A 17,146-nucleotide genomic window follows, 5' to 3' on the forward strand; every position below is an offset into this window, starting at 1 on the left:
CACGGGCCGGTCCGACGCGACGACCCTGACCGGTCAGAACGCCCAGCCGGCCTGGACCCAGACGCGCACGGCGCGGTCCGGCTCGGACTGCGCCCGCTCCGCGCCGTGTCCGGCGATCGAGAGCGTCCAGTCCATCGTCCGCCAGGTGCCGCGCAGGGCGGCGCCGTAGCTGTGCAGCGTGCGGCGGTTGTCCGTCGGGAGGAAAGGCGCCTCGTTGAGCCGCACGCCGCCGGCGCCCAGGAACACGCTGGGAATGAAGGCCGGATTCGCCGCGTAGTAGAGCTCGCCGGACGCGAGCCAGCCCTCGTCGCCGACGGCCTCGCCCGAGGGGTAGCCGCGCAGGCCCTGCACGCCGCCGAGGACGAACTTCTGGTACGAGTCCAGGTTGCGCGAGGCGAGCTGCCCGCTGGCCGCCATCAGCACGCCCCAGCCGCCGCCGAGTCGCTGGTTGCGCTGCAGGTCGAGGTTGAGCGTGCCGTAGCGCCCCGCGGTGCGCGCGCTCAGGCTGTCGATGAGCGCCGCGTCCGGCGAGCTGAAGCCCAGGTGCCCGCGGCCCACGCGCAGCGCGATCCGTGTATCCGCGCCGGCGGCGACATCGTCCCGCAGGCCGAGCATCAGCTGCAGCGTGCCATGCGTCGCACGCTTGCCGGTGGCGGTCCCGGTGGCGCGGATCTCGTCGTTCAGGCGACGACGCTCGAGGCTGGCCTGCGCGGTGAGGTTGAGGGCGGTGCCGCGGATCAGCGGATAGCTGAGCTGCCATTCCGCCACGTTGGCCTGTCCGCGCGCGTCGAGTTCGGCGAAGGACGAGCCCAGCGCGTACTGGGTGCGTGTCACGCTCAGCCCCGTGCTCCATCCGCCGTTGCCGAGGGGGAGCTGCGCCGCCAGGCGGCCGTAGTAGAGGTCGCCCTCGCTCGCGAGCAGGCGGGCGCTGATCGATTCACCGTGCCCGGTCGGGCTGTCCAGCACGATGGACCCGCCGGCGCGGCGCTGGCCGGTGTAGCGCGAGCCATGGTTGTCCGCCTCGATCCGGCCGCTGAGCAGCGGCGCGGGTTCGGACTCGAGCGAGATCGTCGTGTCCCCGGGCTGCGCGCCGGCCTGCAGCCGCGCCTTCAACCGGGCGCCGGGCAGGTCGGACAGCAGCAGCAGCGTGCGGTCCACCTGCGCCTGGTTCAGCGGCTCGCCGAGCGGGATCGCGGCCATGCGGGCCTCGAGGACCGAGGCGTCGATGCGGCTGCCCGGGGCCACCTGGACACGCACCTCGGCGAGCCGGCCTTCGATCACGCGGATCTCGACCTCGCCATCGCGGATCGTCTGCGGCGGCAGGACCGCGCGTGCCAGGAACCAGCCGTGATCGCGGTAGTGCTCGGTGATGCGGGCCGCGCCGCGCGCGAGCTCGTCCAGCGTCCGCGTGCCGTCGTTCAGGTCGGCGACCAGGGCCTCCAGGGCCTCGGCCGTGAACAGCCGCGCGCCGGTGACGCGGACGCGGCGCACGGGAATGGGAGTCTCGTCCGCGGAGGCCGAGGCCTGGGCGGGATCGTCCGGGCGACGGGGCAAGGCGATGTCGCGCGAGGGGGCGGTGAGCTGGCTGGGCGGCGCGCTGGCGCGATTGGCGGCCTCCGCCACCATGGGAAGGGCGTCCGCCTGGGCCTGCTGTGCCATCAGGAGCAGCAGCGAGGCCTGGACGAGGGTTCGATGAACTGGGGGTGTGTCGCGCGGGCGGCGGATCATGAGGGGTTCGTCGTCGGGCCCGCCGACTCTATCGCACCGACTCCGGCGGCAGATCGCGGGTCTCGACCGAGAGCGTCCCGGTCCACCAGTGGCCGATGTCCACCTTCGCTGGCTCGAGGTGGTCCAGCGGTGCGGAGGTCATGGCCCGGGTCTTCCAGAACAGGTCGGCGAGCGCCGAGAGGTAACGCGATGCGGCCTGCTCCGAGCCGGTCGCGATCAGGCCGGCGCTGGCCGGGAAGACGGTCAGGACGCCCGGCGCATAGCGGATGTCGTAGTTGCGGCTGGACAGGCCCGTGGCCGACACCGCGTAACGTCCGGGCGGGGACGATGCCGTCGCGCCGGTGAGGTAGCGCAGCGTGCCGGACAGGTCGCTGGTCGCGGCCGTCTGACCCGCGACCAAGCCGGCATAGGTCACCGAGAACGCCGGGTCGGGCCGGCCGATGAGGCGACTGGCGTCCGTGACCGAGACGAGCAGCGGTGCGGGCGTGATCTCGTAGCTGTGCCCGGGCGACACGGTGACGAGGTAGCCGAGGCGGTCGGCCAGCGTGCCCGGCTGGACCGCGTAGCGGCCGCGGTCCTGGCCGGGCGCGCGGTCCAGGCGGCCGGTGAGGATCATCGCGGCGCTGTCGCCGTGCCGCTGGCCCGCCACCGTGTAGGCGATGCCGGGATCGCTCAGGCCGCCGTCGTAGACCTTGGTGTTGGCGCCGTCGGTGGGCGTGACCGTCAGCACGGGGCGCTCGCGGTACAGGACGTAGGAGCTGCCGTCGCCGACGCCGATCGCGCCGGGCGCGTCGCCGGCCTGCCGTCCATAGCGGAAATTGCCGCTGCCGTCGGGCGCGCGCTCGGCGAGCGTGCCCGCCAGCCCGGTGCCGTCGAGGCTGCCGGTGTAGACGGAGAGCAGGCGGCCGGGGTCCAGGCTCAGCGTGGCGGTGCTGATCACGTCGCCACCGGCCGCATCGCCGCGCGCGCGAGTGGCGCCGGCCGACAGGAGGAGGTCGCCACCGGTGACGCGCCAGGTCCCGGTGGCGGTCAGGTCGCCGGCGGTCGTCGTCAACGAGACATTCCCCGTGGCACCGACGCCATCGACGGTCATCGCCTGGCCGTTCACGACGGCGAGGTTGCCGGCGTCGACGACGCGCAGCGTGTGCAGGGCATTGAGCGGGTCCTGCAGCAGGACGGCCGTGCCGCCGGCGTTCAGCGTCGTGGTGCCACCCACGGCCAGCGCGCCGAGCTGCGAGACACCGGACGCGGTCAGGTCCAGGTTGCCGCTCACGGCCGAAGCGCCGAGGACCAGGGGTCCGGCGGCGGCAACGCTGGCGTCGGCGGCGGTCAGGCTCAGCGTGCCGCCGAAGTGGTTGTCCGGGCGGGGCAGGGCGATGTCGGCGCCACCGGCGTCCAGCGTGGCGGGACCGGTGACCGAGACGGCGCCGACCTGCTGGATGCCAGGGGCGCTCACGCGCAGCGCGCCGCCCGCGGACGAGGGCGCGAAGACCAGCGGGACGCTGGTGTTGAGCAGCACGTCGCCGCTGGTGAGGCTCACGGCGCCGGTGAACACGTTGCCGGCGTCGGCCAGCGTGATCGCCGAGGTGCCGCTGTTCAGCGTCGAATTCCCGGCGACCGACAGCGCTCCGGTCTGCTGCAGCCCGGGCGCGCTGGCCGTCAGCGAGCCGCTGAGCGTCGATGCGGCGAAGGTCAGCGGCGTGTGGGCCACGATCGTCGCGTCGCCGCCGGTGAGGCTCAGCGCGCCGCCGAAGGTGTTGCCGACGTTGGCGAGCGTGACGGCCGAAGTGCCGCTGTCGAGCGTGGACGGACCCGCGACCGACAAGGCGCCCGTTTGAAGCAGACCCGACGCGCTCGCGGTCAGTGAGCCGGTCAGCGTCGACGCTCCAAACGTGAGAGGCGCGTTGGCGGCCAACGTCGCATCGCCGCCCGTGAGACTCATCGCGCCACCAAACACGTTGGCGCCGTTGACGAGCGTGATAGCCGAGCTGCCGCTGTTGAGCGCGCTCGGGCCGGCGATCGAGAGGACGCCGCTCTGTGAAATTCCCGGCGCGGTGGCAATGAGGCCACCGCTCAAGGTCGAGGCCGCGAGGAGCAGCGGCGTGCTGGAGTTGATCGTTGCGTCGCCGCTGATGAGGCTCACAGCGCCGGTGAACACGTTGCCGCTGTTGGCCAGGGTGGTTGCCGACGCGCCGCTGTTCAGCGTGGTCGTGCCTGCGACCGAGAGCGCACCCGTCTGCAACAGCCCCGGCGCGCTCGCGTTCAACGAGCCGGTGAGCGTCGATGCTCCAAACGTCAGCGGCGCATTCGCGGCCACCGTCGCATTGCCAGCCGTGAGACTCATCGCGCCGCCAAACACGTTGGCGCCGTTGGTCAGCGTGATGGCCGAGCTGCCGCTGTTGAGCGCGCTCGGGCCGGCGATCGAGAGGACGCCGCTCTGCGAGATGCCCGGTGCGGTGGCGCTGAGGCCGCCGCTCAAGGTCGAGGCCGCGAGGAGCAGCGTGCTGCTTGAACTGACCGTCACATCGCCGCCGATGAGGCCCACAGCGCCGGTGAAGACGTTGCCGCTGTTGGCCAGCGTGATCGCAGACGTGCCGCTGTTGAGCGCGCTCGTGCCTGCGACCGAAAGAGCGCCTGTCTGCAACAGCCCGGGCGCGCTCGCAGTCAACGAGCCGGTCAGCGTCGATGCTCCAAACGTCAACGGCGCATTCGCGACCACCGTCGCATCGCCAGCGGTTAGGCTCAGCGCGCCGCCAAACGCATTGGCGCTGTTGGCCAGCGAGATGGCCGAGCTGCCGCTGTTGAGCGCGCTCGGGCCGGCGATGGAGAGGACGCCGCTCTGAGAGATGCCCGGCGCGGTGGCGCTGAGGCCGCCGCTCAAGGTCGAGGCCGCGAGGAGCAGCGGCGTGCTTGAGCCGATCGTCGCATCGCCGCCGATGAGGCTCACGGCGCCGGTGAACACGTTGCCGGTGTTGGCTAGCGTGGTCGTCGACGTTCCGCTGTTGAGCGCGGTCGTGCCTGCGACCGAGAGTGCACCCGTCTGCATCAGCCCGGGCGCGCTCGCAGTCAACGAGCCGGTCAGCGTCGATGCTCCAAAGGTCAGCGGCGCATTGGCGGCCACGGTTGCACTGCCAGCGTTAAGACTCATCGCGCCGCCAAACACGTTGCCGCTGTTGGCCAGCGTGATCGTCGATGTGCCGCTGTTGAGCGCGGTCGTGCCCGCGACCGAGAGCGCGCCCGTCTGCAGCAGACCCGGCGCGGTCGCGTTCAGCGAGCCGGTCAACGTCGATGCTCCAAAGGTCAGAGGCGCACTCGCTGCCACCGTCGCATTGCCAGCGGTAAGACTCATCGCGCCGCCAAACACATTGGCGCCGTTGGCCAGCGTGATGGCCGAGCTGCCGCTATTGAGCGCGCTCGGGCCGGCGATCGAGAGGACGCCGCTCTGTGAGATTCCCGGCGCGGCGGCGCTGAGGCCGCCGCTCAAGGTCGAGGCCGCGAGTAGCAGCGGCGTGCTGGAGTTGATCGCTGCGTCGCCACTGATGAGGCTCACGGCGCCGGTGAACACGTTGCCGCTGTTGGCCAGCGTGATGGTCGACGTGCCGCTGTTGAGCGTCGTCGTGCCTGTGACCGAGAGCGGGCCCGTCTGCAGCAGCCCCGGCGCGCTCGCGTTCAACGAGCCGGTGAGCGTCGAAGCGCCAAAGGTCAGCGGCGCATTCGCTGCCACCGTCGCATCGCCGCCCGTGAGACTCATCGCGCCGCCAAACACGTTGGCGCCGTTGGCCAGCGTGATGGCTGAGCTGCCGCTGTTGAGCGCGCTCGGGCCGGCGATGGACAGGACGCCGCTCTGAGAGATGCCCGGCGCGGTGGCGCTGATGCCGCCGCTCAAGGTTGAGGCCGCGAGCAGCAGCGGCGTGCTTGAGCCGATCGTCACATCGCCGCCGATGAGGCTCACAGCGCCGGTGAACACGTTGCCGCTGTTGGCCAGCGTGATCGCCGAGGTGCCGCTGTTGAGCGCGGTCGTGCCTGCGATCGAGAGCGCGCCTGTCTGCAGCAGTCCGGGCGCGCTCGCAGTCAACGAGCCGGTCAGCGTCGATGCTCCAAAGGTCAGCGGCGCATTCGCGGCCACCGTCGCATTACCGGCGGTGAGACTCATCGCGCCGCCGAACGCGTTGGCGCCATTGGCCAGCGTGATGGCCGAGCTGCCGCTGTTCAGCGTGCTCGCGCCGGAGACCGACACCGAGCCGCTCTGCGAGATCCCGGGCGCCGTGACCGTCAGCGTGCCGGTGATGCTGGAAGCGCCCAAGGTCAGCGCCGCGCTGTTGCGCAAGGTCGTGTCCGCCGCCGTCACCGCGACCGCGCCCGAGAAGGCATTGCCGGGGTTGACCAGGCTCACCGTGTTGCCCGCGCCAGCCGCCGTCATCGAGGTCGCGCCGCCGATGTGGAAGTAGCCGCCGAAGGTGGTGTCGTCGGCCACCATGCCGGCGGCCGTGGTGATGCTCAGCGCGCCGGGCACGATCAGCCCGCCCTTGTTCCACAGCGCGCGCCGCGTGGCGACCTGGCTCTCGGCGCTGATCTGCAAGGGCGCCAGCGTCAGCACCGACAGCGTCGCCGGGCCGCCGATGTAGAAGCCGGTGTAGCCGCTGACCGTGTCCAGCGCCTGCGCGGAGATCTGGATCGGGATCGCCGCCGGCGCGCTGAGCCGGACGGCGGCGCTGCCGGATCCCCAGACGCCGTCGCCCCCCGCGTTGCTGCCCGCGATGTGCAGCGCGCCGGTCGAGGCGGTGATGTCGACCTTGCCGTCGAGCTTCACCGCCGCGTTCCCGTTGCTGGTGCTGGCGGCGCCGCCGACCGTCGTGTTCGTGCCGGTGATCGTCACCGACCCGCCCGTCAGCGTGACCGCGTTCGAGCTGCTGCCGATCAGCGCCACCGTGGATTGCTGGTTCCGGTAGGTGCTCGCCGACGGATTGGAGGCCGTACCGGTGATCGTCAGCGCCCCGGCGGTCGACAGCGCGTCCAGCGCGCCGAGCGTGACCGCGCTGCCGGACCAGGTGGCCGTGTTGCCGGTCGCGGTCCCGGCCAGGGTGATCGCGCCGCCGCCACTGCTGCTCAGGGTGTTGCCCCCGTTGAGGTAGACGCCGATGTTGCCGGTCGAGAACAGCGGCGCGCCACTGGCGTTCGTGCCGGTGACCGTCGCGGTGCCGCCGCTGGTGCCGCTCACGGAGATCGACCCGGCGGCGGTGCTGAAGCTGTTCGAACGCAACCAGACGCCGATCCCGTTGCCGCTGCTGGCCTGCGTCCCGGTGATCGAGATGCTGCCCGCGCCGGTGGTGGTCCAGACGTTGCTGTTCAGGTCCACCGCCGCGGCCGTGGCCGCCGTGGCGCGGTTGGCGGTGACCGTGATGTTGCCGCCGTTGGCGTTGATGTCCAGGAAGCGCAGGCTGATCGGGCTGTTGCCCGAGGTGGTGGTCGTCGCCGCCGCGCTCATCGACACGTTCAGCGCGCCGCTGGTGCTGGTGATCGTGCGATGCGTGCCCGCGCTGGCATTGGTGGTGATCCGGCCGTCGGCCTCCAGGCTGAGCGTGGCGGCCCCGCCCGCGGTCTTGGCGATGTTGCCGTTGATCGCGATGTTGCCTTCCTGCGCGCCCGCGCCGACGGTGCGGATGGTGACGTTGCTGCCGCTGTTGAGCAGCGTCTGGATGCTGTTGACGCTGACCAGCGAGCCGCTCGCGCTCGGCGTCCAGATGCCGCCGGAGAAGCCGCCCCCGGTCTGCGTGCCGGTGGAGATGGTGACGTTGTACGGGTCCAGCAGCCACAGGCCGCCGCTGGAGACCTCGACATCGATGCCGGTGGTGTCCAGCACATGGCCGGAGGTCTCGATGCGACCGCCGGCGCCGCCTTGCGGTCCGCCGACGGACTTCAGTCGGCCGAAGACGTTCGCGACCTCGGTGCCCCAGACGACGATCTCGCCGCCGTCGCCCCGCGTGGTGGCGCTCGCGTCGATGGCGGCCGTGGGCGCGACAAAGGCGGCGGTCGCATTCGGCGACGGTCCCGCGCCCTGGAAGTTGCCGCCGACCAGCACCTGGCCGCCGCCGGCGGCGCCGCGCGCGTCCAGCCGCGCGCCGTCGAAGACGCCGACCTTGTCGCCCAGCACGCGGATCGTGCCGCCGACGCCGCCGGCCTCCGGCGCGCTGGCGTCGAGTCGCCCCTCGACCCGCGCGACGCCGGTGGCCGGGTCGGCGATCAACTCGATCACGCCGCGGTCCTGGCGCACCGTCCTGGCCTGCACGACGCCCGACGCGTTGACGACGGACTCGGCCAGCCCGTCCAGCCCCTTGGCGGTGAGCACGACATGGCCCCCATCGGCGACGATCAGCCCGCCGTTGGCGGCCAACGCCTGCGCCGCGCCGCGGCTGATGGTGTAGCCCAGCGGTCGGCCATCGGCCAGCGTCAGCGAGACCGCGGACGCGCCCGCGAGCAGCACGCTGCCGCCGTCCGCGTTCAGCGTGCCCGCGTTCTCGACCTTGGCGGCGATCAGCGCCAGCTTGCCGCCGGCGCCCGCCTGGATCGTGCCGCGGTTGACGACGCTCGCGGCGCTGTCGCCGGAGAACGCATGCCGCCCGGCCTCGAAGTCCGCGTTGCTCAGCTGCAGCGTGCTGGCGACCAGGCTGCCGACGTCGACCCGCGCGCCGCGGCCGAACAGCACACCGTTCGGATTGAGCAGGAACACGGTGCCGTTGGCGCTGAGCTCGCCCAGGATGCTGCTGGGTTCACGACCGGTGACGCGGTTCAGCGCGATCGCGCCGGGGCCGGGCTGGATGAAGCGGACCGATTCGCCGGCGGCGATGCCGAAGCTCGTCCAGTCGATCGCCAGCCGGGGCGATTGCTGCGTGATGGTGGTGGTGCCGTTGCCCTGGACGATGCGGCCGTTGCCCGCGGTCACCTGGCCGCCGCCCGGCGCGGCCGCCGCGGACGGCGCCAGGGCCGCGCCCGCCAGCAGGATCGCCGCGGCGCAGGCGACCGGCAGCGGGGCCGGCAGCGCAGCCGGCGGGGCACTTCGATGCGGAACGCGCGGAACGTGCTTGTTCATGGGCGGGCCTGCAGACGTGACGTCGCATTCTTACGCAAGTGCGGCGGAATCAGCCATCCAGGGCCTGCCGCACCAGGTCCGCCTGCTGCTCGCGATGCAACACGGCCGACGCGGTCGCCCCCGCCGCGGAGGGCGGCCGCGAGACCTCGCGCAGCGTGACGCCGGCCGGCAGCAGCGCCGACAACTCGTCGCGCACGAAGTGCCACGCGCCTTGATGCCGGGTTTCCTCCTGCGCCCAGACCGCGGTCTCCAGGCCCGGATAACGCCGCAGCACGGCGCCCAGTTCATCGCTCGGGAACGGGTAGAGCCGCTCGACGCGCACCAGCGCGATCTCGGCCGCCCGCTCGGGGGCGTACACCGACATCGCGTCCCGTCCGTCGCGCAACTCGTAATGCAGCTTGCCGCTGCACAGCACGACGCGCCGCACGACGGCCGGATCGGCCGCGACCTCGTCCAGCACGGGCTCGAAGCGACCGTCGGCGAGCATCCGGACCGGCGTCTGGCTGCGCGCGTCGCTCATCAAACGGGTCTTGGGCGTGAGCACGATCAGCGGCTTGCGCCGCGGCGTCATCGCCTGGTCCAGCAGCAGGTGCGCGTACTGGGCCGAGGTCGACGGGCAGGCGACGCGCAGGTTGTCCGCGCCGCACAGCTGCAGCATGCGGCCCAGGAAGGCGTTGGACTGCTCCGGCCCCGCGCCCTCGTGCCCATGCGGCAGCAGCAGGGTGAGGCCGCTGGGCAGGCCCCATTTCTCCTCGCCGCAGCTGATGTAGTGGTCCAGGAAGATCTGCGCCCCGTTGACGAAGTCGCCGAACTGCGCTTCCCACACGGTCAGCGTGTCGCGAGCCTGCACGCTGTGGCCGTACTCGAAGCCGAGCACCGCCTCCTCGGACAGGAGGGAGTTGTGGATCTCCAGCCGCGCGCCGCGCCGCGCCGCGGGTGCGAGCGGTGTCCAGCTCGACGGCGCGGTGTCGGCCTGGTTGTGCCAGACCGCGTGGCGATGCATGAAGGTGCCCCGCTGCACGTCCAGCCCGGACAGGCGCAGCGACACGCCGGCGCGCAAGGCCGTCGCACAGGCGAGCGCCTCGGCCGTGCACCAGTCGACGCCCAGGTGCTCGTCCGCCGCGAGGGCGCGTCGACGCACCAGCAGCGCGGCCAGCATCGGATGCGGCTCGAAGCGCGGCGGCGGCGTCGTCAGCAGCGTCAGGGCGAAGCGCACGGCGGCCGTCGTCAGCGCGGCCGTGGGCTCGCTGTCCACGAGCGAGGGCACGGCGACGCTCCAGGTCCGTTCGTTTTCCCGCACGGCGTGCGCGGCCGCGTCGTGGCCGAGCGGCCGGGCCATCGCGGCGGGACGGTCGCGCATCGGCCGGCCCGGCGCCGCGTCGGGATCGAAACGGTCCCCGGCGGCCGCCAAGGCGCGTCCCTCGGCGACCGACAAGCGGCCATCGGCCACCAGCCGGTCGGCGTAGAGCGCGGTCACGCTGGCGCGACGCGCCAGGCGTCGATACAGGGCGGGGCTGGTCAGCGCGGGCACGTCGTGCTCGGAATTGCCGTGGCGCCGATAACCCACCAGGTCCAGCACGACGTCGGCGGCGAAGCGGGCGCGATAGTCCACCGCCAGGCGCGCGGCCTGCAGCACCGCCTCGGGATCGTCGGCGCCGACGCGCAGCACCGGCGCATCGATCATCCGGACCGGATCGGTGCAGAAGCGCCCGGCCATCGGGTCCATCCGGTTGGGTTCGGTGAAGCCCAGCTGGTTGTTGATGACGATGTGCAGCACGCCGCCGACCTCGTAACCCGGCCGCAGGCCGAGCGCCAGCGTCTCCATCACCACGCCCTGGCCCGCGAAGGCGGCGTCGCCATGCAGCACGACGGCGATGCTGCGCTCACGCCCCGGGCCGTCGGCGCTGCGCGCCGCGCGGGTCCGCCCGAGCACCACCGGATAGACGCTCTGCAGGTGGGACGCGTTGCTCGCGAGCGCGACCCGCAATTCCCCACGCGGGGTGTGCAGCCAATAGTCGCCGCCCAGCTGGTGGACCAGCTCGCGCTGGCGCTCCGGATGGACCGGCTCGGTCGCGAAATGGTCCAGCAACTCGGCGACCGGATGCCCCAGCAGGGTGGCGAGCAGGTTGACGCGCCCGCGATGCGGCATGCCCATGAAGACCTGGTCCACGCCCTGCGCGGCCGCCGTCTCCAGCACCTGCTCGAGCAGCGGCAGCAGCGCCTCGCAGCCTTCGAGCGAAAAGCGCTTGGCCTGCGGATGCAGGCGCGCGACATGCCGTTCCCAGGCCTGCGCATTGGCCAGGCGGCGCAGCAGCGTGGCCGCCTCCGGACCGGTCAGCACCGGCCGGTCCGACTCCATCCGGCGCTGCAGCCAGTCGCGTCGCTCGGCGCTGCGCACGGCCGAGGCGTCCAGCGTGAGGGTGTCGCAGTAGATCGCCCGCAGCCGGGCGAACAGCGCTTCGACATGGGTCGCACCCATCACCGAACCGCCATCGCCGGTCAGCGCATCGCCCGGCGCCAGGCCGAAGTCGGCAGGGCGGGGCGGCCGCACCCGCGAGTTCGTCGCCAACGGGTCGAGCAGCGCATGGCGGTGGCCGTCGCGTCGGAAGGCCTCGATCAGGGCCGTGACGGCGGGGCGGGGCGCGTCCGTGCCCACACGGAAGGAACTCATGGGAGGTTCGCGCCGGGTCTGCTCACTCCAGCGCGGCGACGAAGCGGTAACCGACGCGGTGGTAGGTGCGGATGATCTCGACCGAGGGCGGCAGCGCCCCCTGCAGCACGGCGCGGATCCGCGCGATCGCCATCGCCAGCGCGCCGGGCTGCACGTCCTGCTCGCCCCAGACCACGTCCAGCAGCTCGTCGGCGCTGACCACGCGGTCGCGGTGCTCGATCAGGTGGACCAGCAGGTCGAAGGGGCGCGGTTGCAGGTGACGCGACTGGCCGCTGACAACGATGTCACGACAGGCCGGACGAACCAGGCATTCACCGAAACGCCAGCTGGCGTCGGAGAAGGGCACCGAGGGTCGAAGAGGGGGTTCCGCGCGGCTGTCCGCCTCAAGGCCCGTCGGGTGGAAAGCCGCATGACGCGGTGGCACGGCAATGAACATCGTGGGATCCTGAAGAGCTACTGCGAGCGTGTAGGTGAAACTCTACAGGACGATGCAATGAAAAACCTGTGCAGGAATCCGCACTTTTGCCACTTCGTGTAGTCGAACAACTACGTACCGTAGGGGGACGGTGGCGCGGCCGGCGTGCCGGGCACGACGCGCAGTTCGACCACCGTGCCCTGACCGGGCGCGCTGTGGATCGACAGCGTCCCGCCCAGCAGGCGGGCCCGCTCATGCATGCCCATCACGCCGTACCCGGCGGGCCGGCCACCGGGGTCGAAGCCGCGACCGTCGTCGCGCACCGTGAGGATCCACAGGCCGTCGACGAAGGACAGCGACAGGGCCGCCCGGGTCGCGTCGGCATGACGGCGCACGTTGTTGAGCGATTCCTGCGCGACGCGGAACAGCTGTGTGGCGGCCTCGGAGCCCAGCTGGCCGGCGCCCGCCGCGACGGCCACGTCGCAGGGCAGGCCGGTGTCGCGGCTGAACTCGGTGCCGAGCCAGCGGAAGGCCGCTTCCAGGCCGCCATCGAGCGCCGGCGGACGCAGTTGCGAGACCACCGCGCGCACGGCGGCGACGAGCCGGTCGACCCGCTCATGCAGCAGGTCCAACTGGCCGGCGTCGATCGAGGCGGTGGCCCGTGCGGCGCGCGCGCGCATGACGGCGATCTCCAGGCGCAGCGCCGCCAGCTGCTGGCCCAGCTCGTCGTGCAGTTCGCGGGACACCCGGGTGCGCTCCTGCTCGAGCGCCAGCGCGTTGTGCTCGCTCAGCCGGTGCAGCGCCTCGCGCGAGGCCTGCAGCTCGGCCGTGCGCTCGTCGATGGCCCGTTCGAGCGTGCGCCGGCGCGCCCGCGCGCGGCGCTGCGTCCACAGCGTCAGCGCCCACCAGAGCGCGCCGAGCAGCGCGAGGTAGGTCAGCCGCATGCCGGGCGAGTTCCACCACGGGGGCGCGATGGTGAAGGGCAGCACCAGCTCCGGCCCCGGTGGCTCCAGCGGCACGCGGCCGGCGGCCCGCAGCGTCAGCAGGTGCCGGCCCTCGTCCATGGCGCCGACGTCGATGGACGCGCCCTCGACCGTGCGCCACGGCGCCTGCGGCGACAGCCGGTATTCGATGCGGCGGTCGCGCGGCAGCGAGAGCGTCGGCGTGCCCAGCGTGATGCGCAGTTGGCGGTCGGTCCAGGGCACCGGCGCGGTCGGCGGCCCGCTGAACTGGTGGGTGCCGAATTCCAGCCGGTCCACCCGCAACACGGCGGGCGCGCCCGGCGGCGGCGGCCGCCGGCGCACCCGCGTCGCGCCGCCGCTGGTGCCGATCCAGGCGTCGCCGGCGGCGTCCAGCAGGAAGCTGTCGTCATTGACGTCGTTCCACACCAGGCCGCTGTCGCGGTCCAGCAGGCCCAGCCACTCGCCCTGCGGGCCGAGGCGGAAGACGCCTCGTCCGGTGCCCAGCCAGATCTCGTTCCCCGGGCCGCGGACCACCCACATCGGATCGGCCCCGCCGAAGGACGCCTTGGGGATCCGCCGCCGCAGCTGCGCGCGGTCGCCGGACAAGGTGTAGGTGGCCACGCCCCGGTCGTCCGACGCCCACAGCGCGCCCTCCGCGACCGTCGCGGTGTAGGCCGTGAGCACCCGGCCCTGGTCGTCGCGCAGCGGCACCCAGGCGTCGCCTTGCGCGCGGAAGACCTGCCACCGGACGTTGATGAACCAGTCCGTCGTGCCGTCGCTGAAGACGGCGACGGCCGGCTCGCCGCCGGGCAGGTCGGCGGCGACCGGCTCGCGCTTCACGCCGCCCCGGGGCTGGGGGATCAGCCGCTCGATCCGCGAGCGGCTCGTGATGTAGAGCTTTCCGCCATGCCCGGCCAGCAGGCCCAGCAGCGCAGGCTCGGTGAGCACGCGGCGGGCCGTCGTGCCGCCCGCCTTGATCGTGTTGAGCTGGCCGCGGTCCAGCCACCAGAGGTCGCCCGCGGCATCGATGGCCGCGCCCGCCACGATGCCGGCGACGCGGGGCGCCGTGGCGGCGGAAGGGGGCAGCGGCTGGAAGCGGCGGGCCGCGGCGTCGAACCAGGCCAGGCCCTCGCGGGTGATGGCCCAGTGGCGGCCACTGCGGTCCTGCAGCAGGCGGAAGACGACGTCGGACGGCAGGCCCGAGGCGCGGCTCCAGTGGTCCACGTCGCCGTAGCCGATCCAGCGATGGAAACCCTGGCCGGACGCGCCCAGCCACAGCGCGCCGTCGCCGTCCACCAGCAGGCTGCGCACGGCCGAGTCGGGCAGGCCGTCGTCGCGGGACCAGGTCTGCCAGGCCCGGCCGTCCCAGCGGGCGATCCCGGTCGCCGCGGCCATCAGGATGCCGCCGCGGGGATCCTCGATGAGGGGACTGCTGGCCTCCCACTCCCGGTTCACCATCGGCGCCTCGACGGTCTCGAAGCGCTGGGCGCCGGGCGCCAGGCGGGCCAGGTGGCTGCGACCGCGCGCCCACAGGCTGCCGTCCCGGCCGACCAGCAGCGTCGCCCAGGCCTCCGGCGGCAGGCCCTGCGCGGCGGACCACAGCGTCACCGCCGCCTGGCGTCGGTCCCAGGCGCACAGGCCGTCGCCGCAACCGAACCAGAGGCGGTCGCCGAGCTGCCGCAGCGGGGTCGTCTCGACGTAGCCGGCCGACGGCGGGCGGTCGAGGGCGGCCACGGGGAGGGGCTCGGCGCGGACCGTGGACGGCCCGGCCTCGCCGACGGTGGCTGTCCAGAACCGGTGGTCGCGATCGACCGCCACCAGCACGCCGCGCTCGTCGACGTCGAACTGGCCGTCGAAGGCCACGTCCAGCGGCTGGCCGTCGGCGCGCCGGATCTCCACCCAGTCCGCGGCCTCGCCGCCCTCCGGGCGCGCCGCGTCGCTCGACGGGCGCCGCAGGAACAGCCCCTGGTCGGTGGTCAGCCAGAGCCGGCCGAGCCCGTCGACACGGCCGCCCCAGATGCCGTTGCCGACCGCGACCGGCAACGGCTCGCGATGGACCCGGAAACCGTCGAAACGGAACAGGCCGTTCTCGGTGCAGATCCACAGCACCGCGCGCCGGTCCTGCGTGAGGCAGGTGGGGGTGAGGTTCTGCAGGCCCTCGCGCTCCTGGTAGGAGGCCAGCACGATGCGCTCGGCGCGCGCGGGCAGGGGCGCAAGTATCGCCAGCAGCGCCAGGGCGAGGGCGGCGACGACGGTGAGGAGCGGAAGACGCGCCCGGCGTGAGCGAGCCGGCAGGCTGCGCGAGTCGGCGGGTGGGCCGCTTGAGGGGAGCAGGTTGAGCAGGCACCGCGCCGGCGACACGACCGGGGCGAGCCCGGTCGCGTGCTCAGTCGACGATGCCATGGCGCACGGCGTATCGCACCAGGTCGCTCAACGAGGCCTGGTCCAGCTTGTCCATCAGGCGGGTCTTGTAGGTGCTCACCGTGTTCGGCGCGACCTGGAGCGCGGCGGCGATGTCCACCAGCGACTGGCCGCGCACCAGCGCGACCAGCACCTGGCGCTCGCGCGGGGACAGCGACTCCAGCGGCTCCGGCGCCTTCGGTTCCTGGCGGATCAGCGCGGCGCTGAGCGAGGGGTCGACGTAGCTGCGGCCGGCGGCCACGTGGTGCATGGCGTCGATCAGCAGCTCGGTGGAGATGTCCTTGGTCAGGTAGCCGCCCGCGCCGGCCTCCAGCGCGCGGCGCGCGATGTGCGGATCGGCATGCATGGTCAGCACCAGCACCGGCAGCTCGGCATGGGCGGCGTGGATGCGCTGGATCAGCTCGACATCGGTGCAGCCCGGCATCAGCAGGTCCAGCAGCAGCAGGTCGACGCCCCCCTGCGCCAGGCGGGCCATCACCTCGTCGGCGTTGGCGGCCTCGCCGGCCAGCTCGATGCTGTCGTCGAGCTCCAGGACCTTGCGCAGACCCTCGCGCACCAGCGCATGATCGTCCGCGATCACCACGCGGGTCTTGACGGCGGGGCTCACCGCCACGACCCCCGGTCGCGCGCGGCGGGGCCGCGGGGACGCAGGGCGGATCGCGGGAAAAGAACCGCCCGCGCAGGGCGCGGGCAGGGGCGGTCGCTGGATATGCTGGGTGTCATCGTCAATGCACGAACTTGCCTCCGGGGCCGATCATTGTCATCTCAACCCGATGGGTGCCGGCGTGGTCGGTGGGCGAGTAGGAGATCCGGTAGCCGCCCGCGTCCCAACCCTGCATCGACTCGAGGGCGGCGATGAGCCGGGCGCGGTTCGGTTCCTTGCCGGCGCGGCGCAGTCCCTCGGTGAAGACCTTGGCGGCCAGGAAGCCCTCCATCGACCCGAAGCTGCGATGCGGCACGCCGGCGCGCTGCAGCGCCTGGTTGTACTCGCGCTGCAGCGCGGTGCCTTCGCCCCAGGGGAAGGGCACGACCTCGGAGATCCACACGCCGCTGCCCTCGCCGCCGAGCTCATCGGCCAGCGACTTGCCGCCGACGTAGGAGGTCGCGACGAACTGGCCGGCGTAGCCCTGCTTCTTCATCGTCTTGATGAGGGCGGCACTCGAGGTGTAGGAGGCGATCAGGATCACCGCCTGCGGATGACCGGCGGCCAGCTTGCGGGCGACGTCGGACACCTCGGTGGCGTCGCGCTCGACGGCGGCCATGCCCACGTTCTTCACGCCGCGCTGCGTCAGCGCGCGTGTCACCGCCTCCAGCGCCGCCTTGCCGAAGGCGTCGTCCTGGTGGAGCACCGCGACGCTGCGCAGGCCGCTGGTCGAGAGCTGCTCGACGATGTAATCGGCCTCCTGGTTATAGCCGGCGCGCACATGGAAGATCTGCCGGTTCAGCGGCGTGCGCAGCGCCTCGGCGCCGGTGGACGGCGCGAACAGCGGTACGCCCGCCGCGGTGGCGACCGGCACGGCCGCCAGCGTCGTGCCGGTGCCGACGGTGCCGAACAGCGCGAACACGCCGTCCTGCTCGATCAGCGCCTTGGCCTGGCGGGCGGTCTCGGCGGGGTCGTAGCGATCGTCGCGGGTGCGCAGCTCGACGCGGTGGCCGTTGACGCCGCCGCGCTCGTTGAGCGCCTGGAAGTAGGTCCGTGCGCCCAGGTTGTATTCCTCGGCCAGCTTGACCGACGGGCCGCTGAACGGCGCGACCTGGCCGAGCAGGATGGTCCCGGTGACCGAAGGATCGGCCGCGGCGGCGGCACCGGCCACCGCCATGGCGGAGAAGAAGGTACCCAGTGTGGAGAACATGCGCATGGC

At 72.8% G+C, this 17,146-nt stretch carries 7 protein-coding genes; all 7 read right to left on the reverse strand.

Features of this window, described 5'->3' with window-relative positions; genetic code table 11:
* Nucleotides 1–33: 33 nt before the first annotated feature.
* The 7 genes from ACTJKJ_RS13585 to ACTJKJ_RS13615 all read right to left on the reverse strand — a co-directional run bounded on the left by ACTJKJ_RS13585 (nt 34) and on the right by ACTJKJ_RS13615 (nt 17,143).
* The gene (locus ACTJKJ_RS13585; protein ID WP_440820771.1) at nt 34–1,728 is read right to left on the reverse strand and encodes a ShlB/FhaC/HecB family hemolysin secretion/activation protein; all 1,695 of its coding nucleotides are present in this window, start codon (nt 1,726–1,728) and stop codon (nt 34–36) included.
* A 28-nt stretch (nt 1,729–1,756) separates the two neighbouring features.
* On the reverse strand, nt 1,757–8,815 hold the full coding sequence (locus ACTJKJ_RS13590; RefSeq protein ID WP_440820772.1) for a two-partner secretion domain-containing protein: 7,059 nt from the start codon (nt 8,813–8,815) through the stop codon (nt 1,757–1,759).
* A gap of 49 nt (nt 8,816–8,864) precedes the next feature.
* Nucleotides 8,865–11,486 (reverse strand): 2-oxoglutarate dehydrogenase E1 component, encoded by a 2,622-nt coding sequence (locus ACTJKJ_RS13595; RefSeq protein ID WP_440820773.1) that lies wholly within the window; start codon nt 11,484–11,486, stop codon nt 8,865–8,867.
* Nucleotides 11,487–11,508: 22 nt separating this feature from the next.
* Entirely contained in the window at nt 11,509–11,832 is a 324-nt protein-coding gene (locus tag ACTJKJ_RS13600) for a winged helix-turn-helix domain-containing protein (RefSeq protein WP_440820774.1), read from the reverse strand.
* 200 nt (nt 11,833–12,032) lie between these two features.
* Nucleotides 12,033–15,266 carry a sensor histidine kinase gene (locus tag ACTJKJ_RS13605; protein ID WP_440820775.1) on the reverse strand — a complete coding sequence of 1,078 codons (3,234 nt, stop codon included), beginning with the start codon at nt 15,264–15,266 and terminating at the stop codon, nt 12,033–12,035.
* Nucleotides 15,250–15,897 carry a response regulator gene (locus tag ACTJKJ_RS13610; RefSeq protein WP_440820776.1) on the reverse strand — a complete coding sequence of 216 codons (648 nt, stop codon included), beginning with the start codon at nt 15,895–15,897 and terminating at the stop codon, nt 15,250–15,252. Before ACTJKJ_RS13610 ends, ACTJKJ_RS13605 begins: the two co-directional genes overlap by 17 nt.
* A 112-nt stretch (nt 15,898–16,009) precedes the next feature.
* Nucleotides 16,010–17,143 carry an ABC transporter substrate-binding protein gene (locus tag ACTJKJ_RS13615; protein WP_297382258.1) on the reverse strand — a complete coding sequence of 378 codons (1,134 nt, stop codon included), beginning with the start codon at nt 17,141–17,143 and terminating at the stop codon, nt 16,010–16,012.
* Nucleotides 17,144–17,146: the final 3 nt, after the last annotated feature.

Origin of the sequence: Roseateles sp. 22389 (assembly GCF_052044995.1) — a bacterium.
Lineage (GTDB): Bacteria > Pseudomonadota > Gammaproteobacteria > Burkholderiales > Burkholderiaceae_C > Roseateles.